Below are 23,530 nucleotides of genomic sequence, written 5' to 3'. Positions count from 1 at the left end.
TTACCCTCCTATTAATACTGTAGGAAAACCGCTTACAATTACGCCGCCATGCGCAGTGCTATCGCCCATGCGGGCAGCGGGGCGCCCGCCTATCAGTACCGTGGCGGAGCCCATCACAATAGCATCCGGCGGTCCCACACAGGTAAGCATATCGCCCATTACAGCAGCCGGCAGCATGCCAATGAGCACATTGGGCATTCCGGGGCCTATAACGGGACCGCCTACATGCGGAATTGGCGGCAGGCCCGGCGTAACCAGCGGGCAGGTGTGCATATCGGTGAGGCGTGCGGCAGGTTGACCCATTCAGGTAATAATTAATAATTAAGAATGAATAATTAATTGATCATCACGGTTGCGCCCGTGATTTGTACTACGCCCCCGGACGTGAGCTGCGCATTACTGGTGCCTGTAGCGGAAAACGCAGTGGTGGCCGTATTGCTGATGTTCATACCGCTTACCGTTACATTAGCCGGGGAGGTAACGCTCACACCACCTGTGCCATCCAGTGTAATGCTGCCGGTTGCCTTTAATGTCAGGTTGGCAACGCTGGTGACCGCTATGCCGGAGGCGGATGTTTTAATTGAGTTCTGGTTCATATCGGTGATCTCAATGCCCATGGCGGTATCGCTCATGGTGATGGTATTGCCGCCGGGAGTGGCAATGGTGATCACCTTGTTCATATCGTCAAAAGTAACCTTCAGCTGGCTTTTGGTATAGATGGCCTTTGTATAGTTCATGTTATCCGCAGGCACAACAGGCGGCACTTTGCCCTTGCCATACAGGCTGCCGAGTATGACGGGAAAACGCGGGTCGTTTTCCACAAAACCCACTACTACCTCATCCCCTACTTCGGGAAAAAAAATATCGCCTGCATTGGCGGTTGCATACAGGTTGCCTAACCTTGCCCAGGTACCGGTTTGCCCGGTGGCGGTGGATGCCAGCTTTACCTGTACGCGATATTCTGCGCCGGGATCCTGAGAAATAGCTACCACCTCCCCGAGCTGCAGGCCCTGAATAGCGGGCACCTGGCCGTTTGCAGGGGAATAAGTAAAGCCTTCCTTTTCATATATGGGTTTGCTGTCGAGCCCAAACTTTACGCGGGTGGTCCACTTTCCTTCTTTCATGTCGTGCGTAACTGCTGTCACATATGCGTTGCCGTTAAAGCGCGAGCCTACGCCGCTCAGCTCTATAAGCGTGTTAGGCAGCACGCTGGCATTACCCATGAACGACACCCTGCCCCGCACGGCCTGCAGGCGCATGCGCAGCAGGTTACTGTTGGCCCATGTTTGCAGCTCGGCCTGCGTTAAGGGGGAGTTAGACACCATTTCCAACGCTGTTTGCTGTAATGCGCTGCCCAGCTGCTGCGGCGCGGGATCGCCCTGGGAGTTAACCGTGGGCTCGGATGCGCTGGATTGCAGCATGGCAAGGGTTTGCGGGTCCCAGGCAGATGCCGATAAGCCGGACGCCTGTTTTTCTGCGCTCAGCTCTGCATGAAAGCTGTTGATGGATTGCCCGAAGGCAACGGTTACCACGGCCGAACCGGACACCAGCGGCGGCCCTACCACTACCTGGTCATCTTTCAACGATACCAGGTAGCCGTTGAACTCTGCGCGGGCCAGCAGGAAATCCCAGTCCGTTGCATATTTCTGGAACATGATCTCATTCACGTCCGATGTAGCGGTAACGGAAGCGGAAAGGCCGCTGTTGCTGACCAGCGTTGACATAATAGCGCTGTCTGTCTGGTTCATGAACACCGCATCCTTCTTATTGATGGTCATTTTTACGGCGCTGTGCTTACAGGTAACCGTTAATGAAAACCGCCCGTTTTCATTGGCCTGTATAGATTGCCGCACAACAATGCCGGTGAATATCTGCGTACCGGGTGTAATGCCATAGCCGGCAGAAATGGTAACCGTGGCGCCAGGCACAAAGTATTCGCTGTCGCTGGCAGGAAAATCGCCGATCACGCCGGAAGCTGTTTCAGAAGCAGTGCCGTCGGTGATCATGATCTCTGCGTAGGAGATGCGGTTAATTTCATGGTGCACCTGTACGGACATTAACGGAAACAGGTCCTGTATAGCTTTACCATTGGCGGTAACGGTAACGCGCAACGTAGGGTCCTGTACGTTTGTGGGTATAGTGGCCATTCAATTACTTCTTTAATGGGGGAAAATAAAGCTCATCCCCGGGCTTAATATCATGTATGCTGTTTAACCCGTTCACGCGCGCTACTTCCATATAGTGAACGGTTTCCCCGTAAATGCGGTAGGTCATCAGCGGCAGCGTATCGCCTGCTTTTACCGTGCGCATATGCGTAAGGTCCGGCGAGTTAGCGCCGGCTTCCTGCGCCTTGGTGCTGAACGGCACCGACTCTGACAGGCTGAGCTTAATAACGGCCCGCAGGGCAGATCCGTCCGGGTTAAACAGTGTATACTTTACCGTTATATTCTTACATACGCCGGTAAATACGGTTTTGCCCCAGGTAATGCGCAGGTAATTGGGACGATGGCTGTCGCCCTGGTAATCATATACTATGCTTCTTACCTGCGCAATATATGCGTCAACGTTAGAAATCCCGGTAGGCAACGGCACCACGCCGGTGCCGTCTGCCAGCAGCTCCAGCTCAAAATCACCGGTGCCCATGCTGGCAAATATCTGCGTGGGGGCCGGCGAGCCGATGGTATCGGCCTTTTCATAAGTAACGTTATAGCTAAGGCTATAGGTTTCGGGGTTGATAACGGCGCTTACAGAGCCAATAAGGCCTGAAGTAGCCGTTGGATCCGAATAACCCTCTATCAAAAGCTTAACAAGTGTTCCTGCGGTGGGTGCTCCCGGGTCTGGCATTGCTTCTCTTGTTTACCTTACTGATTGATTTTCCATGTTCGTGATCAGCCGGTCCATACACTCCCGCACGATCTTGTCTTTCAGCACCTGCAGCTCGCGGCTGCCGATGCTGTCGCCCATTGCTTTAGGGGCCTGCTCTTCAATGTTTACCCTGATGATCAGCTCACGTATTTCGAGTGGCATGGCTTATTTTGTTTGCTGAAAATAGTCAAAGGCCAGCTCCAGTGTTTCCACCACCAGGTTGTTATCCTGTGCTTTGAAATCAGATACCTTCAGGCCTACCGGGTAAGCATTGGAAAAGCTCCACGTTGCCAGTATGCTGGCGTCGCCGTCGAGCAAATTCAATGTAACGGTGGCCGGCGTAAAGCTGAACTGCGTAATGCTGTTCCGCACCCACTGTGTGAGCTGGGAACCAATGAGCATACCGCGTTTCAGCACCAGGTTCTCATATTTGGGAGGAACGGGTAACCGGCGTATAAACCGGTTTTCCCCGCCCTCCTTTATTTCCATGGGGGATATTTTCACGGAGAGGCCGCTTACTTCCTGGAAGCTTCCTTCATTATTGCCCGTAAACCCGTCAACCACTACACTGAAATAAAAACCCCACGGCGGATAATAAGGAAGCTGCTGCGATGATGGAGAAGGATCCGGCATCTGTTATATATTTTACCCGTTAATAGACGGCAATACCAGTGTTAAACCTTCATGCGCTACCTCCATGGTTTCAATGGCCGGCTCGTTGGCGTCGGACTTCATATCCGTTACCTGCATCTTCACGGGGAAGGCGTTAAGCAGCGACCAGCTCATGGCTATCTGCCCGGTTTCATCCAGCAGGCTGATAGTAACGCTGGCGCGTTTGATGGTGTTCATTTTTATACCTGCGCTGCTGCCTGCGTACATGGTCCACAGCGTGGCATCGTTCTGGAAGGTGCCCTTCTTAAAGGTGATGTTGTTGTATTTTTTGATGCCGGGCATTTTCACCGTGGAATAGGTTGGGCTGCTGCCGCCGCGGTACTCAATTACCTGTGTTTCGGAAGAAAGACCGCTTACTTCCTGGAATATGATTTCAGTGGTGTCCCATACTACTTTAAATGAGAACTTTACCAAGGGCCATATATTGGCCGACTGGGTGGAACCGTCTGTTTTTAAATCTGCCATAAAAAAAGAATTACGAATTACGAATTACGAATTACGAATGATGCGATGTGCGCTTTTGTAATTGTTGCTCCGTAATTACAGTGAATAATATGAATTAGTGAATGAGATAAATTAAGTGAATCATAAAGCTGCTAACTACTAATCACAATTACCAACTACAAACCGGTTACAAACTGCCCTTATAAAAAGCATTGCCCCATTCGTAATCCGTAATTGCCAGTTCGTAATTAACCTAGCTTTGCTGCATTTGCTGCTGGAAGGTGATCACGATAAACTCTGCCGGGCGTGTTAACGCTACTTTCACCGTTACCAGCATCAGGCCGTCCAGTATGTCCTGCGGCGTCATGGTGGAGCCCAAGCCTACCTGTACGTCAAATGCCTGTCCCGGCGCAGCGCCTGCCAGCGCGCCCTGTTTCCAGAGGTTTTCCAGGAAGTTGCTTACCATGGTTTTGAGTGAGATCCAGGTGCCGGCATCATTGGGCTCAAATACATAAGAGCGGGTGGCCAGCTTTACGGACTGCTCAATCATAATGAGGGTACGGCGTACGTTAATGTAACGCCAGTCAAGGCTGTTGCCATCCAATGTTCTGGCGCCCCATACCAGCGTGCCCACGCCGGGGAACGGGCGTATCACGTTAATGGATTTACCGCCGATGATATCTACGTTGAGGCTTTGCTGCTCTTCGTTTGAAATATTTACAGCAGGCGCATTCACCATGCTTACCGATACATTGGCCGGGGCTTTCCATACACCGCGGCTGGTATCAACCGTAGTATAAATGCCGGCCATAGCAGCGCTGGGAGGCAGCTCGTTCAGCGTGTTGCGCAGCTCTTCCAGTATGTGCACATAGGTAGGGCTGGCTGCTTTCAATGACTGATGATAGTTCTTTTTAGTGCTGCTGTCCGGCGTGGCATTCTCCTTGAATTTTTTCACAATAATGGTAGCAGCCGGCTCGGGTAGCAATGTTTCCAGGTCAATGGAAGCATCCAGGTTTTCAAAGCTCAGCTCATCGGGTTGTACCACGGTGGTTTTCAGCCAGGGATAATAAGCGGCGCCATAGTTCAGGAAGTTCACGCCTATCTTGTCGCGGAAAGCTGTTACAATGTTATCAGTGGTGTCAGCAGGCAGCTGCTTTACAAGGTCAAAAATGCCGAAGCGGCTCTGCATGGAAGCGCAGTGGTTCAGCACCTGTGTGTATATAGATGTGTAAGCATCTTCTCCCAGGGCAATGGCATCCGGAATTACCACCAGCGTAGGTTCCGGCTCTTTTTCAAGTATGTTGAACACATTGGGCTTGCTGTCGGAGCCGATGAAATCATCTGCAGCAATTTCAAAGCCATCCGGCTTATCGCCATAGGTGCCTACAGACATAATGTAGCACACGCTGCCGCCATTGCCGTAAAACAGGCGGATGCTGCTGTACATGTATGCCGTGTTCTTATCATTGATTTTTACAATGGTAGGCTTACCATTAATGTTGAATGTTTCCTGCTTCACCTTAGGGTCCGGCTCGGCCAGCGTGAATTTTGGTTTAAAACCGCTGCCAAAATTTTCCAGGAACTCTGCAAAAGAGGTGATCCTGGTTGGCTTGTGTACCAGCGATTTTCCATTCCGCTCGGCTTTTTGCGTATAGCCGATAAACACAGGAACAGCAGTTGCCACCGCGGTAATGGAACTGGGAAACGCGTTCTTTTCCTCAATATACACCCCGGGGGTCATGAGAGTTGATGGCATGTGTGTGGTTTTTTGAGATTAGTATAAAAAAATTTCAGCGTATTCAGATCCGTCCTCATACAAGGCGGCAGCAGCATTGGATATGCTGCCCGTTTCCGGCGCCGGCAATGCCGGTATGATCACCTTGTACCGGTCGTCGCTGGCAGTGAAATAATCTACCAGCTGAAAAACATTACCGGCGCTGCCTAACGGTACAGGATCATTTGAAATAAATACCGGCACTTCGCGCCCGTCGGGCAATGTAACCCGCCGCAACGCGCCAAAGTAGCCGTTACCGTTAGCAGCTATCACTGCCGGCCTTGAAAGGGACTGCAACCCTTCGCTCATTAAAAAATAACACCAGCGGACAGCCCTTGCAGGAAAACGTATCTGGTACAACGGCTGCAGCTGCCCGTTCACCTGTAACGCAATTCTGCCAAAAGGCTTTACAAAAAATGTTTCCTGTAAAGTATTTACCGCCTGCAAATCCTGCGTGCTAACATAATCCTGCCGGTGCAGCGTACCTGCCGCCACCGGCGCTTCGTTGCTGAAAAAGAAAATACTGCTGGTAATGTCCTGCACATTCACCTGGGTGTAGTTATAAAACAGGTGATCTGTTAATAACAGGTCAAACAGCAAGGTATTGTTTTCTTCCAGCACCGCATCCCTGCTGCGCGGGCGTCCTGCATGCACTGCAGCATACAGCAGCACAAACCCGTCGCGCAGCCGTTTTACCAGCAAGCCCTGTTGCGACAGGCTTCTTGCGGCAGCTGCAGGTATATGTACGCGAATCCCTTCATAGCCGTGGCCGGGGAAAAAAGTATGACGGTAAACTACTTCGGTTAATATTTCATACTTCACCTGGATCTGTTTCCGGACTGCGTTTTAAGATGCAGGTCCTACCCGTCCTTCTGTTCCGGTTACGGAAGGCCTGTATTCCTTTATGATACTGTCGTCAAATGAAAGCATACGAACCTTATACACCACAGACGGCATGTACTTTGCGCCCAGGGTGGTCCATATGTTATTTAATTTATCGGCGCCGGGGCTTTCCATCTCAAAGATCAGCTTCCCGATACGGGGATCCATAGAGGGAGTATTAGCCCTGGTGAAAACGTTCTTAGATTGAAAATAAGCGACAACAAAGGAAAGGAACCGGAGTGCTTCATGATAGTTAGCACTGCTGAAATAGGCAGAAAACAACACGTATAAATTAATATTCACAGCAGGAACTGTGTTCGGGATAGTTACGCCCGGCGCGGCTCCGGTGATACTCTTACCAACAGTGTCTTTCTCTACATTCAACAATGTCACAACAATCTTGTTCTCTCCCTGTATTGCAATAGAACCATCCTGGTTCACAATACCGGATAAGATTACTTTTTCTTCGTTAGTCTGTAGTTTTCTTTTAAAGTTGCTATTAATTTCTTCTGTAATGCAGATCAAGGTTTCATAGATCATTCATTTAAATTTCTGTCAATGACAGATCAGGTAAGGAAGTTTGTTAGTTAAAGTTGTAAATTGGTTATTTTTGAGTTTAGGCTGCAGTCCTACTGAAACAAATCTGCGCACAATATAGCTGCTTAAACAATTAAATAAAAATTTTTCTTTAAAATTTAATTTTCTATTTTTTATATACACCTTAGCCCTATGTGCTCCCTCAGAAAATTGACCGGTTGCCTGTTTGTGTTCATGCTGCTTTGCGTTTGCGTTCCATGTGCCTACAGCCAGAAGATCCACCTGCCAGAAAAAGTAAGCGCGCCTAAGCTGCCAAAGGACACTGCTGTAAAAGCGAAGCTGATAAAAAAAATACTGAACGCATTTAAGTTCACGAAGAACGCAAGAGCGCGCGAGCAGGAACGTGTGATCACTATCATTAACCAGATACTGGCAGACTCCCTGGTGGTTACCGCCCGCGAGATACAGCTGCTGAACGAACAGCTGTCAAAAACAGAGAACCAGCACTTTGACTCGCTGGTAGCGCTCATAAACACCATGGGCATTAACTGCCGCGTGCCGCCGCCACCGGAAGATACCGTACCTGCCCAAACAGATACCGCCGCCGCACCGCCGGATAATGATCTGAATGCGCTGGTAAATAAAATGCTGCCCATCCTGCAGCAGAAAACAGATCTTGCCGCATCAGAAAAAGCCAAACAGGAAAAATTGAATACGGTACGCGCTGTTTACGGCCGCCCCGGCGACCAGGTAGATACGCTGAAGCTGAGCGACAGCCTGGGCGCGCGCTACACCATCAACCTTACGCAAAAGGTAAGCGTAAACGGTATACATCCTTACTGGATGGGCGACAAATACCTGAACTATAATTTCAGCGCGCTAACTACGTTTAGCTTTCTGGGTTATACAGCAGATGGCAGAACCGGACAGATAAAAGCCAGCTTTGATACTACCGCACTTAAAGCGCTGCAGGCAGCTGCGGGCGCAGGCTGCAATATTCAACTGATCATATCCGACAAGAGCGCTGCAAACATATCATCCCTGTTACAACACCAGGAGGCGCAGCTGGCATTTGCAGATACGCTGGCGCATTTGCTGCAGCAAAAACAGGCAAACGGCGTTACCATTTATTTTGAGCAGGTCAGCGGCAAACAGCGGCAGGCATTCACAGATTTTATCCATATCCTGTACGGGCACCTGCACAACTATAATCCCGGTTATACGGTGAACATAGTGATACCTGCTTTTGACAAACAGATGGCTTATGACCTGAAGGCGTTAAATGCATCGGTTACTTTCTTCCTGGTAGATTTTACTCATGCAGGCGGCAATACCGCCGGCGCGCTGGCGCCGCTGAAAGGCGATCCCGCGCGGTCTATTGACGCCACTATTTCCCGTTACCTGCAACGTGATGTTCCGCCTGCGAAATTTGTACTGCTGCTGCCTTATTATGGCGCGGTATGGCATAAAGGACAAAACGGCTCACCCGATGCATTCAGTAATTATATGAGCTACCAGGAAATTCGCACGCTATATCCTTCAGATACCATGACGTTGTATGATGAAACAGCTGAATCGGCATTTATAGAAGTTAAGAATGATGCTGGTACAGTACAGGAGGAAATATGGTTTGACGACGCCAGCACGCTGGGCCCTAAATATGATTATGTGCTGAACAATAACCTGGGCGGCGTGGCTTTATGGACATTGGGCGCTGATAACGGTTACGGCGATCTGTGGGATGAGCTGGTGGATAAATTTGTAGTACCCGACACGGTGTTTCTTGATACCATACGCCTCACTCCTCCCCCTCCTGTTCAGCTTACCTTTTGGGAGCGGATTAAAAAGGAGCTGCATGCTTACCGGCAGATGTTCCGCGATCCGTGCAGCGTGGAATCAACCGACTACCTTGGGGACACCTATTTTTCATATGCTGCTATATTTCTTTTTACACTGGTAATTGCGTTAACCGTATTTTATATAACCGGCGTGCGTAATAACGGCGACGACTGGAAATTGAAAAAGAAAACCATCGTGGCGTTGATTGTGTTGCTGAACCTGTTTATTATTACCACCGCCATGGCCATTTTCCTCAGTAAAGACCTGCCGTGGCTTGGTATTACCGACGATCCTGCGCAATGCCACAGCATACCGCTGAACACATTGCTGATCATACTGGCGATTGGCTTTATGGTAGGTATTGTTGCTACCCGTTTTCTTTTACTGCCCTTACTGAAAAGGGATGAAGTGCCTTAAACCGTTTCCAGCAGGGCGCTTACTTCCTGTACATGATAGGCGGGGCAGCCACCGGAACGGGATGCCACCAGGGCGCCGGTAGCATTGGCAATAGCCAGGCTTTCTTCCGGGCTGCGGCCTTTTATGAGGCTGCTGAGAAAACCGGCCAGGAATGCGTCGCCGCTGCCAATGGTATCAGCTACCTGCACGCGGAAACCCGGGTGCGAATAAAAGCGGCCGTTCATGTACAGCAATGCGCCCCTGGCTCCCATGGTAACAACAATGGTTTGGATGCGATAAGCATGCGCTAACATGCCCACCTGCTCCTCCGGTGCGGAGGCAGCGCCCAGCCAGCTGCTGATCAGCTCCAGCTCGGCCTGGTTCAGTTTTAAAATATCACAGTTGCTTAACAACATTTTAATCAGTGCAGGATCGTAATGCGGGGGGCGCAGGTTAATATCCAGCACCTTTTTTATTTTCCAGCTCAAAGCCTTTTCCAAAGTGCTGCGCGATACTGCATTGCGTGCCGCCAGGCTGCCGAACACCAGGTACTGCGCCTGCTGCAGCAAAGGCCCCAGTGAAGGCTGCCATTCAATAAAATCCCAGGCCGCAGGAAAAAGGATATTGAACTGCACATCATGCTCTCCTATGGGCTGCGCCAGCACCTTGCCGGTTGCCTGCAATGCGTCCTGCTGCACATACGCCGTTGTAATGCCATTATCTTTCAGCAGCGCAAGCAGGCGCTCTCCATAACTGTCTTTTCCCACCTTTGAGATCACGGCTACCTGCTGCCCGTGCTTTTGCAGGTGATAGGCGGCATTCATAGGCGCGCCGCCGGGCAGTTCCTTCTGCGGTAATATATCCCACAGCATTTCTCCAAAGCAAATGATATTATACATACACATGAAGTTATTAAAAAGTGCACATGATAATTAACGCCTGTTTTAAATAATTGGCTGTACTTTTGTATACACACTCCAAAAAATTTTCACCATGACCACCCAAACTTCCACCATGACCACCCAGGCTATAGCTACCCGCCTGGCTGAGCTTTGCCGTAAAGGCGAATTTGAAACCGCGCAGGATGAGCTGTATGCTGATGACGCTGTTAGCATAGAGCCTTATGCCACGGAAGATTTTCCAAAAGAAACCGCAGGCCGGGAAGCGCTTAAAGAGAAAGGAGAAAAATTTCAATCCATGGTAGAAGCCATGCACAGCGAGCCTGAAATAAGCGAACCTCTTGTTGCCGGCAACAGCTTTGCTATTACCATGACCATGGACATGACGATGAAGCAAAAAGGACGGATGAAAATGACTGAGCTTTGCGTGTATAAGGTAAAGGATGGAAAGATTGTTTCTGAAGAATTTTTTATGTGATTTTATGAAGCAGGAGGCAAGATGTGATTGCTTACTTCCTGCTTCCTGCTTCGTCTTTCACAAACAGCACTGCTACTGCGGCACACAGCATACATACCCCGGCCAGGGTTAATGCATAAATCGCCTGGCCGTCGAAAACGTATTTTACGATAAGCCCACTGAACAGGCCGTTCACGATCTGCGGAAAAGTGATGAAGAAATTAAAGATGCCCATGTACACCCCCATTTTCCGCACCGGCAGCACGCTGGAAAGAATGGCATAGGGCATGGAAAGAATGCTGCCCCAGGCCAGCCCGATGCCGATCATGGGAAACACCAGCCATGCGGGCGTGTGAATAAAATACATCCAAACCAGGCTAATGCCTCCCAGCGCCAGTGAAATAGCATGCGTGGTTTTACGGTTGGTAATACGTACCAGCGCCGGCAGGCATAAGGCATATACCGCAGACACACCATTATAAATACCGAACAGGATGCCTACCTGGTTGCCGGCATCGGCAAAGCGTACCGAAGAAGTATCTCCCGGCGGCACCTGGTACACATGCTGCGCCACTGCGGGCGTGGTGAACACCCACATAGAAAATAATGCAAACCATGAAAAGAACTGCACCAGCCCTAACTGCCGCATGGCTACCGGCATGTTGGCAAAATCCTTTACAATAGCGCCAATGCCTTTTGCCGTATGCGCGGCAGCTGCTTCGGGATTAAAACGCGCATGTTCTTCCGGCGAATATTCACGCGTGGTAAAAATGGTCCATAGTATAGCGCCGGCCAGCACAGCTGCGCCTATGTAAAAAGAGTAACGCACGTTATCCGGCACCTGCCCGGGAGCTGCGGTTTTGGCAATGTGCCCGTATTCCGACAGCAGGTAAGGCAGCCAGGACCCCACTACCGCGCCCACTCCAATCAGAAATGTTTGTACGGAAAAGCCGGTGCTGCGCTGCGCATCCGGCAGGTTATCGGCCACCAGCGCCCGGAAGGGCTCCATGGCAACGTTAATAGCCGCATCCATAAGCATGAGCATACCTGCGCCAATTAAAACAGGCGGCAACAGCGCTGTAATAGCGCCGGCATTGGGCAGCAGCGCCAGGGCCAGTGCAGCCACCAGCGCGCCGGACAGGAAGTAAGGCTTGCGCCGGCCCAGGCGGTTCCAGGTACGGTCGCTGTAATGCCCTATCAGCGGCTGCACGATCATACCGGTAAGCGGGGCGGCCAGCCAAAACAACGACAGGTGCTCCACATCTGCCCCAAAGGTTTGCAGGATGCGCGAAGCATTGCCGTTTTGCAGGGCAAAGCCAAACTGTATACCCAGGAACCCCACGCTCATATTCCATACCTGTGAAAGCCGGAGCGAAGGCTTAACGGCTGATGCGAGTGTTGTCATGGGATGAGTTGAGCATTCGTAATTACCTTCCCCTGCGGAGGTATAACGTGCATATTGCCGTGTATGTGCACGCTCACTTCCGCAGCGGAGTAGTTATAAATATGTACGCCATTCTTATCAACCTGTATTTCCAGGAGCGCGCCACGAAACCGGATCTTGAATGCAAACGACTGCCACTTTGCCGGCAGGAAAGGCGAAAAGTGCAGCTGTCCGTTGCGTACGCGCATGCCCGCAAACCCTTCCACCACGCTCATCCACGTGCCGGCCATAGAGGTAATATGCAAACCGTCTTCCGTGTCATTATTATAATCATCCAGGTCCAGGCGGGACGTGCGCAGGTAAAACTCGTATGCCCGCTGCTCATCGCCCAGCCTGGCGGCTATAATGGCATGCACACAGGGCGAAAGCGAGCTTTCATGCACGGTGCGCGGCTCGTAAAAATCAAAGTTGCGGCGCAGCGTTGCTTCATCAAAGCGGTCTTCCAGGAAATATAATCCCTGCAGCACATCGGCCTGTTTAATAAAGCAGGAACGCAGTATGCGGTCCCAGCTCCAGTGCTGGTTCAGCGGGCGTTGCGCAGGGTCCAGGTCTTTTACCAGCACCTGCTCTTTATCCAAATAGCCATCCTGCTGCAGGAAAATGCCTGATGCTTCATCCTGCGGATAATACAGGTGATCCAAGATATGCCGCCAGCGCGTAGTTTCCTCCTGCTCGCGGAATTTTGCTGCAATTATTGCCGCTTTATATTTTTCAGGCCACTGCTGCTGCACCTGTTGCAGCGCTTCCATTGTATATTCCAGGCACCAGCCGGCCATGGTGTTGGTGTACCAGTTATTGTTTACGTTGTTCTCGTATTCATTGGGGCCGGTTACGCCCAGTATTACATAGCGGTTACGCGCTGCGCTCCAGTTTACGCGCTGCGCCCAAAAGCGGGCAATGGCAATCAGCACTTCCAGGCCGTATTCCGCCAGGTAAACGCTGTCGCCCGTATAACGGGTATAGTTGTAAACAGCAAAGGCAATGGCGGCATTGCGGTGTATCTCTTCAAAAGTGATCTCCCATTCATTATGGCACTCTTCCCCGTTCATGGTTACCATGGGGTACAGCGCCGCACCGCCGGTAAAGCCCAGCTTAGCCGCGTTTTCAATGGCTTTGGGCAAATGGCGGTAGCGGTACAGCAGCAGGTTGCGCGCTACCTGCGGATCGGCGGTGGCCAGGTAAAACGGTAAACAATAGGCTTCCGTGTCCCAGTAAGCAGCGCCTCCATATTTCTCACCGGTAAATCCTTTAGGGCCTATATTCAGGCGGGCATCTTCCCCGGTATAGGTTTGGTTAAGCTGGAATATGTTGAAGCGGATGCCCTGCTGCGCAGCTGCATCGCCGGTGATCACAATATCGCTCTCCTCCCATTTGGCAGCCCAGGCAGCGGCCTGCTCTTCCAGCATACGGTTAAACCCTTTGGCATATATTCTTGCCACCAGCTGCTTACAGGCGCTTTTCAGGTCTTCCCGCGCATGGTTCTCCGAAGAAAGATTAGCCGCATATTTATAGATGGTGATCTCCTGCCCGGCGCTTACGGTAAGCACTACACGGCCTGCTGCATATTTTTCCGCTTCCACGGGCAGCAGCGGCGTGGCTACTTCCACACCATCCCTGCATACCTTGAACTTCATGCCGGTACATACATCAAAGCCCGTTTTTTTGGTGCGCATAGTCAGGTAGGCGCACTGGCCAATGGTTTCACGGTCCATCTCTTCCCAGAATTTCTCGTCATAGTTGGCGTCCTGGTTCTTTACATCCCCGTCTATAAACGCTGTGATGGTAAAGCGCCCTTCAAAGTTCAGCGGGGTAATGCTGTAGCGGATAGCGCCTGCTTCATCATCAACAATGCTGCAAAGGCGCTGCGCATGTACCCGCACCTGCCTGCCTTTGCTGAGCGTGGCTGTGAAAGAGCGTTCCAGGTAACCGGACTTCATATTCAGCACCCGCCGGAAATCATTAACGGTACAGGCATGCAGGTCCAGCACTTCCTCATCAATGCGTATGTCAATGCCTATCCAGTTAGCAGCATTCAGCACTTTGGCAAAGTATTCGGGATAACCGTTCTTCCACCATCCAACGCGGGTTTTATCCGGGTAATATACGCCGGCCACATAGCTGCCGGGCAGCGTTTCGCCGGAGTACGCCTCCTCAAAATTAGCGCGCTGGCCCATACGGCCGTTGCCAATGCTGAAAAGACTTTCAGACACTTTATTCAAACGTGGATCAAATCCTTCTTCGATGATATTCCACTCATCTACTTTAATGTAGTGTTTCATATTTTTTGTTTGGTGGAAAGCGGAAAGCTGAAAGCAAAAAGCTTCCTGCATTTTGTTCCCCTCCGCTTTTTACCTTTTGCCTTTTACCTTCGCTTTATGCTTTAAGCTTTTTGCTTTTTGCTTCCGGATTAAGCTTTTTACTTTTAGCTTTCTGCGTTAAGCGTTCTACGCTCATTTCATGCAACCCCTTTACTACTTCATCTGCGCCCTGCAATACCGCAGGGTCGCCAATGCCGATCACTTTCATACCGGCGGCTTTAGCCGCCTCAATACCCGCAATGGCATCTTCAAACACCACACAATGGGCAGGCCGGGTATGCAGCAGCTTAGCGCACTGCAGGAACACCTGGGGGTCTGGTTTAGAAGCGGTAACGGTGTTGCCGTCTACAACAGCGTCAAACAAGTGTAACAAACCGGTTTTTTCCAGTATAAGGCCCGCATTTTTGCTGGCAGATCCCAGCCCAGTTTTTATACCTGCAGCCCGCACCTGCTGCAGGAAGGCCGCTGCGCCGGGCAGCACGTCTTCCGGCGTCATGCGGTTAATCATGTCCACATACCAGCTGTTTTTAATAGCCGCCAGCTCCTGCTGCTCCAGCGGGGTTTTATCTACTCCTCCCCATTCCAGTATCAGCTGCAGGGAGCGCATACGGCTTAAGCCTTTCAGCTTTTCGTTCTGCGCTTCGGTAAAATCAAATTCCAGCTCGTTAGCCAGCTTTTTCCACGCTTTGTAGTGATACACGGCCGTGTTTACAATTACGCCGTCCAGGTCAAAAATGCACGCTTGTACCATAGTAATGCTTTATGTAAGTGCGCAACGATGAGCACGCTTTATTGTTTGTTCTTTATACATCATGCAACATATATACCAGACAGCTTATTGCAACTTTTATGATGTTTATAATACTGAACGCCCAACGTTTAACGGAAATTTCCCTTGTGCTTATTGTTGCTTTCCGCGTTATACCGCACCGGCATTACCCATCCGGGCATTTTGCCGTTTATATTTAACCTTCAGCCTTCAGCGCTCCGCGTAAGCATGCCGCGTCACATTGGGCGTTCTGTATTATTTCAATTCCAGCACCAGCGTGGTATATGCCGGTATGCTAATGCCGGGGGCAAGCGTTTGCTCCTTTCCTGTAATTACATCCACTGCTGCGGTAAAGCCCTTCAGCCGCTCCGCAAACCTTTCAGTATTCAGGCTTTGCGCCGTATCATTGGCATTCATCACCATCATTACAGCCTGGCGGCCGTTATAACGGAAGTACACGTACACCCCGTTTTCCGGTACATACTGCATCAGCTTACCGGTTTGCAGCACCGCGTGCTGTTTCCGGTAATTGGCCAGCCTGCGCAGGTAGTTGAACACGTCGTTTTCCTGCGCCGTGCGGCCGGCAGCCGTAAATTTATTTACAGGATCGCCGGGCCAGCCGCCTTTAAAATCTTCCCGCACCAGGCCATCGGGGTTACAGAAGTTCTTCATCAGTATTTCCGCGCCGTAATACAGCTGTGGAATGCCCCGCGTGGTCAGCAGGCAGGCCATGGCCATTTTGTAGCGGGGAATGTTTTCTCCTGTAACGGAAAAGAAGCGGCTCAGGTCGTGGTTATCCAGAAAAATGACATTGCGGGTAGCATCCTGGTACACAAAATCGTTGGATAACATGTTATAAAGCCCTGTCACCCCGTCCTGCGCTTTCACCTTACCGCCCGCCAGATCGGAGATGGCCCACAGGAACTGGAAATCCGTTACGCCGGGTAGTTCTGTATCAAAGCCGTGGTGTATGGTATTGCCCTGTGTGAACACGGCCTGGTTAGGCACGCCGTGCACGAATGTTTCACCAAAGAAGGTGAGCTGCGGGTATTCCTTTTTCATGGCTTCGGCCCACTCTTTCATATAGCCGGCATCGTTATACCCGTAGGTGTCCAGGCGAAAACCGTCTACCCCGGCGTATTCTATCCACCAAATATGGCTTTGCGTAAAATAGTTGCGCACGTAGGGATTGTCCTGGTTCATATCCGGCATATGAATGTCAAACCAGCCATCGGTCATCCGCTTTTTATCGATTGCCGCCGCATAGGGATCAAACAATGGCTGCTCTTTAAAGTTGGAGCGGGTAAATTGCGGCCATTGATGCACCCAATCCCTGGAGGGCAGGTCCAGCATGGTCCAGTGGCGGCTGCCAATATGGTTGTGCACCAGGTCCTGTATCATTTTCATGCCGCGCTTGTGCAGCTCGTTTACCAGCTTTTTATACAGCTCATTGCTGCCGTAGCGGGGGTCAATGCGGTAGTTCTCCGTAGCGGCATAACCGTGGTAAGAGGCTGAAGGCTGATCGTTTTCCAGCACAGGGTTCAGCCACAGCGCGGTAACGCCCAGGTTCTGCAAATAATCCAGGTGATCAATTATGCCCTGTAAATCACCGCCATGGCGGTAGTACATGGAGTCGCGGTTAAGGGTGGTCTGCGCCATGCCCTTTACAATGTCGTTGCTTTTATCGCCGTTGGCAAAACGGTCGGGCATAATCAGGTATACCAGGTCTTTACTGGTTATGCCCTGGGCCCTGGCAGCGTGATCGCGGGCTTTCAGCTCGTAGTTGTAGCTGATCTCCTTTGCGCCGCTTTTGATAAAACGGATGCGGATAGTACCCGGCCTGGCGGCTGCTGTAATATCCAGGTCAATAAACAGGTAGTTGGGGTTCTCTACCTTGTGCACTTCTTTTAAGGTTACTCCCGGGTATTCCAGCTGCACATTCCTTTCTGCAATGTTATTTCCGTGTACAATCAGCTGCAGGAAAGGCTGCCGCATGCCTGTCCACCAGAAAGCAGGCTCTATGCGCTCCAATGCAGGCAGCCGGGCGAAGGCGGAGGCAGTAAGGCATAGCCAGGTAACGAGTAATAGAGAAAAGTGTTTCATTCGATAAGTAATTGCCTCAATATCCTGTGTTTTGTTGCAAATTCGGGTTAGCGGTTCTGTCAGCAGCGGGAATAGGATATAATGCGCGGAAATCATCCACTGCCTTGCCTTCCTTCACATTGCCCTTCCACGGCCACAGGTAGCTGCTGCCGGTGAATTTACCAAAGCGGATCAGGTCTGTACGGCGCTGCCCTTCCCAGAACAGCTCCCGGCTCCTTTCGCCCAGTATAAAATCCAGCGTAAGCTGGCCGGCGGTAATGTTGCCGCTGGTATTACCGTAAGCGCGTGTACGAAGGTCGTTCACGTATTGCAGCGCAGTAGCTGCACTGCCACCGGCGCCGCCGCGCAGCACGGCTTCGGCATACATCAGGTACACATCGGCCAGGCGGAACATGGGATAATCTGTGTCCGGGAAATCGCCGGTTTGGTCGGAACCATGTACGCCTGCGGAGCTTACATTGCGGTATTTGGCAATGGCATAACCGTCTGCAAATGTAAAAATATCGTTGATCTCCAGGTTCTGCCCGTTAGTATAGAACATGGCGCGTTTGTCTGTATTACCGGAAGGATCAGGAAACCGCGCTACAAAAGCTTTGGTGGTACGCAGCCCGGCCCATCCCCCGTTGATGCCAAATGCGGCGGCCGACATGCTGCCGCCAACCGGTGCATGCACCAGGAAGGTCATGCCGCCGTAGGTTTTGGTGTGAATACCATCAAACGTGATCGGGAAAATGATTTCAGGAGAGGTGTTGTTGTCTGTAAGGAACAGCTTACGGTATTCGTCAGACAATGCATAGCCGGCGGCGGTCACTTTAGCGCAATAGGTAATGGCTTCGGTGTATTTCGGCTGCTGTATGTACACTTCCGCGTTCAGGTACAGCTTTGCCAGCAGTGTCCAGGCAGCGGCTTTGTCGGCACGGCCGTACTCGTTCTGCCGCGCGTTTACCAGGTCGGCGTCTATTGCTTTCAGCTCAGACTCTATATAGCTGAACAGGTCGGCGCGGTTGATCTGCGGCGGAAAAAAGGAGGCGCTCACCTCATCCTTTTCAGTGGAAAAAGGTACGTTGCCAAAAAGGTCCAATGCATGCCAGTAGGCCAGGGCGCGCAGGAAGCGGGCTTCGGCGCGGAAATGCTTTGCTTCTTCCAGGTTGTTGCCGCTGATGTTATGGCTGCTTAACTTATCGTCTGTTGTTTCGCGGATAAATTCATTACATACAGCTATCTCGTAAAAAATACGGTCGTAGGTAGCTTTAATAAATTCGTTACCGGAGGTCCAGGTCATTTTGTGGTAGTCCGGTAAGGTGCCATCGTTCCAGGCTATCACTGCTTCATCTGTGGGCAGCTCCTGGGCCGACCAGTACTGGCGGATGTAATTGGAAAAGCCTTCGTCTATACCTGTGAGGTCAGGCTTGCCGGCAGGGCCCTGCTGCCCGCTGATGGCATAGCCTGCATACAGCTTGGCCAGGATGGATTTATAGTTCGAGAAATCGTTATACACGCTGGCAGATGTTTGGTCGTAGAACGGCTCACGGTCCAGGTCCTTGGTACAGGAGCTAACCAGCAACGCCAGGCTTACACACCCTGCCACTACCCATGTATTGATATATTGCTTCATCATTTTTTCCGGTTTTGGTCAGTTTAAAAATCAAGATTTACACCCAGGGAATACACGCGCGGACGGGGATAGAACTTGTTATCTATGCCTTCCCCCACATTGGTGGTGCCTACCTTATCGTTTCCTAATTCCGGGTCCAGGCCGCTGTAGCCGGTGATCACAAACAGGTTAGATACGGTGCCGGACACACGCAGGTTTACCTTATCCTTTAACAGGTGCTTAAAGCTGTAGCCCAGGCTTAAGTTATCCATACGCACAAAAGAGGCATTCTCCACATAGTAGTCGGAAAAATACTGGTTCACGGCAAAGCCGGTTTCCCGGATGCTGGTAGCTACGTTGGCCAGGTAGTTCTCGTAAGAGAAGTTGCGGTAGGCGCCGTTGTTGGAGCTGGCATTGTTATACACGTAGTTGCCAATGCTGCCGTGTATGGAAAAGCCCAGGTTCCAGTTCCTGTAGGCGAACTGGGAGTTAAAGCCCAGCAGGAATTCAGGATTGGGCGATTTATAACGGTAACGGTCGTCCGGCGTTATCTGCCCGTCTTTGTTCAGGTCTTCATACCCGCCTTCCACCGGCTTTCCATCTTTGTAAACCTGCTTGTACACAAAGAAAGAATACGGCGCATAACCTACGGAATGTATTTCAATGGTATTACCGGTTCCGCCGGAAATGGTGCCTATTGGTATGCCCTGCGCGGCAGGATCTTTTACCTTGGTAAGGTTGGTGATCTTTATAGTGTTATAGGTAAAGTTAAAACCGGCATCCCAGGTAAAATCATTCGTGCTTACGGGGGTGGCGTTCAGCGTAAACTCCAGGCCTTTGGTTTCAATGTTGCCTACGTTGGTCAGCAGCTGGTTGGTAAGATTGGAGCCGGCTGCTACGGGTATTACGCTCAGCAGGTCTTTTGTTTTTTTGATATAGTAATCCACGCTGCCGGAAATGCGGTTATCCAGGAAACCGAAGTCCAGGCCGGCATTGTAGGTTTTTGTTTCTTCCCACCTGATGTTGGCGTCATACCCTTCGGGACGCAGGGTCAGGTAGTACTGGCTGCCCAGCTGGTATGCCGCGGTAGGATCGCCAATGGTGTAGCGGGGCAGGTACGGATAGTCTGTTAACAGGCCGCCGAAATCCTGCTGTCCGGTAACGCCATAGCCTATACGTAATTTGAGGTCGGAAAGCACTTTTGAATTTTTCAGGAACGACTCCTGGTTAATACGCCAGGCCAGGGCCGCAGAAGGAAACGTTCCCCAGTGCTGTTTAAAGCGGGATGATCCGTCCCTGCGCACCGTTACGGTTAACAGGTAGCGGTCCAGCAAGGTGTAATTCAACCTTCCGAAAAATGACACCAGCGTGTTCTGTGTTTTGAAAGGCACACCGGCAGCGCTGATCGTATCGCCCTTGGCGTTCAGGTCCGGGTAAGCCGGTTCTGTGCGGATGAAATCCTGGTAGGAGTAACCGCCTGTTACGTCAATACGGCTGCCGATGCCCTTCAGGTCTTTAGCATAGTTCAGGTAAAAATCCAGCAGCTTGTTATTGCGCGTCTGGGAGTAAGATTTATCCATACCGCCGCGGTTAAATACATTGCCGGCGTAAGCAGGCACCAGGGTGCGGCCTTCTGTTTTAGACACATCGTAACCCAGGTTCAGGTTTGCGCGCAGCTCGGGCAGAAAATGGAATTTGTAATCGAATTGTATGTTGCCCAGGCTCCTTTTCACTTCACCTTTATCGTTCTTCAGCTCCAGCATGCTCAAAGGGTTGCGGGTAGCCAGTGTGTAAGGAGCGGCGCCGCCGGTTGTTGGATCCAGCCACTCGAAATAGTTGCCAAAGGCATTGGTGGCATGTATGGGTTGTGTGGGATCAAAAGCAACGGCGGCGTTAATGGCTTCCTGATCGGCAAAGCGGCTGTTGGTAATAGCGCCTCTTACATTCAGGTCTATTTTCAGGTGATCGTCCAGCAGGCGCGGGCTCAGGCTGATGTCTGCCGACTGGCGGCGCATGCTGGATGTTTTAAGAATACCGTTCTGGTTTGTAAAGCCAACGGAAACGCGGTAAGGCAGCCATTTGGCAGCGCCACTGATGCCCAGGTTATTGTCGGTGCTGAAGGCGGTGCGGTAAATAGCATCCTGCCAGTTAGTGTTAGCGCTGCCCAGCAATGCTTTCTGCGCGTCAGCCCCATGCTCGTTCACTACCTGGCGGAACTCGCCGGCGGAAAGCACCGGCACAATTCCTTCTTTCTGCGATATTGACTGTATGGAACTAAAGTTCACATGCATTTGCTGCCCCACCTTCCCTTTTTTGGTGGTGATGATGATCACGCCGTTGGAAGCACGTGAACCGTAAATGGCGGTGGCAGAAGCATCTTTGAGGATGTTGAACGACTCAATATCATTTGGGTTGATGAAGCTCAGCGGGTTGGAAGCGCCTTTTACTTCTGCATTGTCCAGGGGCACGCCATCTACCACAATCAGCGGATCGTTGCTGGCATTCAGCGACGATCCGCCGCGGATGCGGATTTTGCTGCCTGCGCCGGGCGCGCCGCCGTTGGATGAGATTTGCACGCCGGCCACCCTGCCGGTGATCAGCTGCTCCGGTGTGGTAATGGGGCCTTTGTTAAAATCCTTAGAGCTGATGGCGGTAATGGAGCCGGTAAGGTCGCTTTTCTTTTGCGTACCGTAACCTACTACCACTACTTCATTTAAACCTTTGGTATCTGCCGTCAGCTGAAAATCCTGCTGCAGCGTTCCGTTAATGGTTAATGCCCGCTCTATAGGCTGATAGCCGATCATTCTTATTACCAGGGTAATGTTGCCATTGGCAGGCAGCTTAAAGCTGCCGTCGGGACCAACAATAGCGTGTGCGTTGGTTCCCTTTATAAATACTGTGGCCCCGGGCAGCGGCTGACCGGTTTCGTCGGTCACCTTTCCGCTGATATTCCCTGTTTGTGCATAGGTAGAAAGGGAAAACGCCGTAAAGCACAACAGCAGTACATACTTGAGAAGGCGTAGTTTTTGCATCCTGTGAAATTTTTGTTCAGTTTTAGTTAACTAACCGGGAACGATACCGGGAACGTTCCCGAAACGTGGTAAAAAAATATTACATAACGTTGGCGCTAAAGTAAAGGAATTTCCGGAACTGCAAAAAAAATTTTAAAGGGGGATTAAAGTCTGTGGATGGAATGCCCCACTGTAAAGATTTAGCAATGGATTTCCATCTGCAAAACCTGGGGATAAAACTTAATAGAAGAATCAAATTTTGGAAGACAACAATATTAACGAACAAAACGCTGAACAACAGGCGTATACCGGCCGGAATAGTAACCGGCGCAGGCTGTTGCATTTTCCGGAGCCGTTTTGGCGCTTAGCGGAGCGGCACTGCCCTCCGGCAGCAAAAGCGCGCACCTCTTATCTTGCGGAAGCAGCTGGTTCTGCATAAATGAAAACATATTGCGTATCACCCGCCGGTTGACTTCCGGGCAATGATCTTTGACTTCAGCACAATGTGCTCATGCACCGGCGCTCCGCTTTCCAGTGACTTGAACAGCAGCTGCGCGGCATGTACGCCCAGCTCTTTGGCAGGCTGCGTAATAGTGGTAAGCGAAGGGTTTAACAGCGGCGCAATTTCGAGGCTGGAAAAGCTGATGATCTTTACCTTCTTCGGAATGGCAATGCCCAGGTCGTGGCATACGTGGTAACTGGTAATGGCCAGGCGTTCCACGGCAGCAAACAGCCCGTCCGGCTTCAGGGTAGTGAGCACTTTGGAAAGGATGTTATAGTTTTTTTTATGATCGTTGCTGCAGTCTATTACCAGGTCATTCCTGTAGGGAATGCCTTCCGCCGCCAGCGCATCCACATAGCCCTGCATGCGCATTTTACCGATTGACAGGCTTTTGTTGATCACCAGGAACGCGATCTTCCTGCAGCCTGCTGCTACCAGGTGCCTGGTGGCATTAAAGCTGCTTTCATAGTCGTTAGTGGTTACCTTGGCCACGTCTACATCATCATACACGCGGTCAAAGAATACCAGGGGCATGTGCCGCTTTTTAAGCTTGTTCAGGTAATTGTGGTCATTGGCTTCGCCGGAGGCCGACATAATTACGCCGTCTACCCGGCCATTGGAAAGGTCGTCGATAAACGACACCTCCAGCTGGTACTCATCGTCTGTTACATAAATAAGGGTGTGGTAGCCCTTTTCCCGGGCTACGCGCTCAATGCCTTTAATGGCTTGCGAAAAAAAGTTGTTGGCCAGCTCCGGCACAATGATGGCAATGGTGCTGCTCTTTTTTTCCCGCAGGCTGCTGGCATACAGGTTGGGCTGGTAGTTCAGCTCCCGGGCGCGGGCCAGTATACGCGCCTTTGTTTGCGCATTAATGTCGCTGTTGCCGCGGAAAGCGCGAGACACCGTTGAGGTAGACAAATTCAGGTCCTTTGCCAGCTGTCTAATATCCATCTTCTCCATCGGGGGTGAAATTACATATATTTTGGACGACAAAATTCAGCTATAAAATTGCTTATTTTTTTGA

At 51.0% G+C, this 23,530-nt stretch carries 19 protein-coding genes; 2 read left to right on the top strand and 17 right to left on the bottom strand.

From position 1 onward, the window contains the following. From VFS25_RS18530 to VFS25_RS18490, 9 genes are all read right to left on the bottom strand, one after another. The gene (locus VFS25_RS18530) at positions 1-303 is read right to left on the bottom strand and encodes a PAAR domain-containing protein (protein ID WP_326463661.1); all 303 of its coding nucleotides are present in this window, start codon (positions 301-303) and stop codon (positions 1-3) included. Positions 304-335: 32 nt separating this feature from the next. Then, on the bottom strand, positions 336-2,147 hold the full coding sequence (gene vgrG / locus VFS25_RS18525; RefSeq protein WP_326463660.1) for a type VI secretion system tip protein VgrG: 1,812 nt from the start codon (positions 2,145-2,147) through the stop codon (positions 336-338). A 4-nt stretch (positions 2,148-2,151) separates the two neighbouring features. Then, on the bottom strand, positions 2,152-2,844 hold the full coding sequence (locus VFS25_RS18520) for a hypothetical protein (RefSeq protein ID WP_326463659.1): 693 nt from the start codon (positions 2,842-2,844) through the stop codon (positions 2,152-2,154). 12 nt (positions 2,845-2,856) lie between these two features. Then, complete coding sequence (locus VFS25_RS18515; RefSeq protein ID WP_326463658.1) at positions 2,857-3,027, bottom strand: DUF5908 family protein; 171 nt, start codon at positions 3,025-3,027, stop codon at positions 2,857-2,859. 3 nt (positions 3,028-3,030) lie between these two features. Continuing rightward, on the bottom strand, positions 3,031-3,498 hold the full coding sequence (locus tag VFS25_RS18510) for a phage tail protein (RefSeq protein WP_326463657.1): 468 nt from the start codon (positions 3,496-3,498) through the stop codon (positions 3,031-3,033). Between the two features lie 12 nt (positions 3,499-3,510). Continuing rightward, positions 3,511-4,002, bottom strand: a complete 492-nt coding sequence (locus VFS25_RS18505; RefSeq protein WP_326463656.1) for a phage tail protein — start codon at positions 4,000-4,002, stop codon at positions 3,511-3,513. 232 nt (positions 4,003-4,234) lie between these two features. Beyond that, complete coding sequence (locus VFS25_RS18500; protein ID WP_326463655.1) at positions 4,235-5,737, bottom strand: phage tail sheath family protein; 1,503 nt, start codon at positions 5,735-5,737, stop codon at positions 4,235-4,237. A gap of 18 nt (positions 5,738-5,755) precedes the next feature. Next, positions 5,756-6,577, bottom strand: coding sequence for a hypothetical protein (locus tag VFS25_RS18495; protein WP_326463654.1), 822 nt, complete (start codon positions 6,575-6,577; stop codon positions 5,756-5,758). Positions 6,578-6,601: 24 nt separating this feature from the next. Continuing rightward, on the bottom strand, positions 6,602-7,177 hold the full coding sequence (locus tag VFS25_RS18490) for a DUF4255 domain-containing protein (protein WP_326463653.1): 576 nt from the start codon (positions 7,175-7,177) through the stop codon (positions 6,602-6,604). Positions 7,178-7,366: 189 nt separating this feature from the next. Here VFS25_RS18490 and VFS25_RS18485 point away from each other — a divergent pair, with 189 nt between their 5' ends. Beyond that, positions 7,367-9,430 carry a glycosyl hydrolase family 18 protein gene (locus VFS25_RS18485; protein ID WP_326463652.1) on the top strand — a complete coding sequence of 688 codons (2,064 nt, stop codon included), beginning with the start codon at positions 7,367-7,369 and terminating at the stop codon, positions 9,428-9,430. Here the strand turns inward: VFS25_RS18485 and VFS25_RS18480 are convergent. Then, on the bottom strand, positions 9,427-10,308 hold the full coding sequence (locus VFS25_RS18480; protein ID WP_326463651.1) for a carbohydrate kinase: 882 nt from the start codon (positions 10,306-10,308) through the stop codon (positions 9,427-9,429). The two genes, VFS25_RS18485 and VFS25_RS18480, sit on opposite strands and share 4 nt — an antisense overlap. A gap of 94 nt (positions 10,309-10,402) precedes the next feature. Between VFS25_RS18480 and VFS25_RS18475 the strand changes: the two genes are divergently transcribed. After that, the gene (locus VFS25_RS18475; protein ID WP_326463650.1) at positions 10,403-10,786 is read left to right on the top strand and encodes a nuclear transport factor 2 family protein; all 384 of its coding nucleotides are present in this window, start codon (positions 10,403-10,405) and stop codon (positions 10,784-10,786) included. A gap of 31 nt (positions 10,787-10,817) precedes the next feature. On the opposite strand, the gene VFS25_RS18470 is transcribed toward VFS25_RS18475, so the two are convergent. The 7 genes from VFS25_RS18470 to VFS25_RS18440 all read right to left on the bottom strand — a co-directional run bounded on the left by VFS25_RS18470 (position 10,818) and on the right by VFS25_RS18440 (position 23,457). Further along, a complete protein-coding gene (locus VFS25_RS18470; RefSeq protein WP_326463649.1) occupies positions 10,818-12,170 on the bottom strand; it encodes an MFS transporter in 1,353 nt (450 codons plus the stop codon). After that, positions 12,167-14,488: a glycoside hydrolase family 65 protein gene (locus VFS25_RS18465; protein WP_326463648.1), complete on the bottom strand. Its 2,322-nt coding sequence runs from the start codon at positions 14,486-14,488 to the stop codon at positions 12,167-12,169. Before VFS25_RS18465 ends, VFS25_RS18470 begins: the two co-directional genes overlap by 4 nt. A 94-nt stretch (positions 14,489-14,582) precedes the next feature. Beyond that, entirely contained in the window at positions 14,583-15,278 is a 696-nt protein-coding gene (gene pgmB / locus VFS25_RS18460) for a beta-phosphoglucomutase (RefSeq protein WP_326463647.1), read from the bottom strand. A gap of 273 nt (positions 15,279-15,551) precedes the next feature. After that, positions 15,552-17,399, bottom strand: a complete 1,848-nt coding sequence (locus VFS25_RS18455) for a glycoside hydrolase family 13 protein (protein WP_326463646.1) — start codon at positions 17,397-17,399, stop codon at positions 15,552-15,554. Positions 17,400-17,415: 16 nt separating this feature from the next. Continuing rightward, a complete protein-coding gene (locus tag VFS25_RS18450) occupies positions 17,416-19,017 on the bottom strand; it encodes a RagB/SusD family nutrient uptake outer membrane protein (RefSeq protein ID WP_326463645.1) in 1,602 nt (533 codons plus the stop codon). A gap of 20 nt (positions 19,018-19,037) precedes the next feature. Continuing rightward, positions 19,038-22,025, bottom strand: coding sequence for a TonB-dependent receptor (locus VFS25_RS18445; protein WP_326463644.1), 2,988 nt, complete (start codon positions 22,023-22,025; stop codon positions 19,038-19,040). Positions 22,026-22,461: 436 nt separating this feature from the next. Further along, positions 22,462-23,457, bottom strand: coding sequence for a LacI family DNA-binding transcriptional regulator (locus VFS25_RS18440; RefSeq protein WP_326463643.1), 996 nt, complete (start codon positions 23,455-23,457; stop codon positions 22,462-22,464). Positions 23,458-23,530 lie beyond the last annotated feature (73 nt).

Origin of the sequence: Chitinophaga sp., assembly GCF_035761305.1 — a bacterium.
Taxonomy (GTDB): Bacteria; Bacteroidota; Bacteroidia; order Chitinophagales; family Chitinophagaceae; genus Chitinophaga.
This window is presented reverse-complemented; position numbering and strand designations above follow the sequence as displayed.

Bases quoted from the DNA above. Each gene is read 5' to 3' on its own strand.
- VFS25_RS18530 (WP_326463661.1), bottom strand. From the start codon at position 303: ATGGGTCAACCTGCCGCACGCCTCACCGATATGCACACCTGCCCGCTG.
- vgrG (WP_326463660.1), bottom strand. From the start codon at position 2,147: ATGGCCACTATACCCACAAACGTACAGGACCCTACGTTGCGCGTTACC.
- VFS25_RS18520 (WP_326463659.1), bottom strand. From the start codon at position 2,844: ATGCCAGACCCGGGAGCACCCACCGCAGGAACACTTGTTAAGCTTTTG.
- VFS25_RS18515 (WP_326463658.1), bottom strand. From the start codon at position 3,027: ATGCCACTCGAAATACGTGAGCTGATCATCAGGGTAAACATTGAAGAG.
- VFS25_RS18510 (WP_326463657.1), bottom strand. From the start codon at position 3,498: ATGCCGGATCCTTCTCCATCATCGCAGCAGCTTCCTTATTATCCGCCG.
- VFS25_RS18505 (WP_326463656.1), bottom strand. From the start codon at position 4,002: ATGGCAGATTTAAAAACAGACGGTTCCACCCAGTCGGCCAATATATGG.
- VFS25_RS18500 (WP_326463655.1), bottom strand. From the start codon at position 5,737: ATGCCATCAACTCTCATGACCCCCGGGGTGTATATTGAGGAAAAGAAC.
- VFS25_RS18490 (WP_326463653.1), bottom strand. From the start codon at position 7,177: ATGATCTATGAAACCTTGATCTGCATTACAGAAGAAATTAATAGCAAC.
- VFS25_RS18485 (WP_326463652.1), top strand. From the start codon at position 7,367: ATGTGCTCCCTCAGAAAATTGACCGGTTGCCTGTTTGTGTTCATGCTG.
- VFS25_RS18480 (WP_326463651.1), bottom strand. From the start codon at position 10,308: ATGTATAATATCATTTGCTTTGGAGAAATGCTGTGGGATATATTACCG.
- VFS25_RS18475 (WP_326463650.1), top strand. From the start codon at position 10,403: ATGACCACCCAAACTTCCACCATGACCACCCAGGCTATAGCTACCCGC.
- VFS25_RS18470 (WP_326463649.1), bottom strand. From the start codon at position 12,170: ATGACAACACTCGCATCAGCCGTTAAGCCTTCGCTCCGGCTTTCACAG.
- VFS25_RS18465 (WP_326463648.1), bottom strand. From the start codon at position 14,488: ATGAAACACTACATTAAAGTAGATGAGTGGAATATCATCGAAGAAGGA.
- pgmB (WP_326463647.1), bottom strand. From the start codon at position 15,278: ATGGTACAAGCGTGCATTTTTGACCTGGACGGCGTAATTGTAAACACG.
- VFS25_RS18455 (WP_326463646.1), bottom strand. From the start codon at position 17,399: ATGAAACACTTTTCTCTATTACTCGTTACCTGGCTATGCCTTACTGCC.
- VFS25_RS18450 (WP_326463645.1), bottom strand. From the start codon at position 19,017: ATGATGAAGCAATATATCAATACATGGGTAGTGGCAGGGTGTGTAAGC.
- VFS25_RS18445 (WP_326463644.1), bottom strand. From the start codon at position 22,025: ATGCAAAAACTACGCCTTCTCAAGTATGTACTGCTGTTGTGCTTTACG.
- VFS25_RS18440 (WP_326463643.1), bottom strand. From the start codon at position 23,457: ATGGATATTAGACAGCTGGCAAAGGACCTGAATTTGTCTACCTCAACG.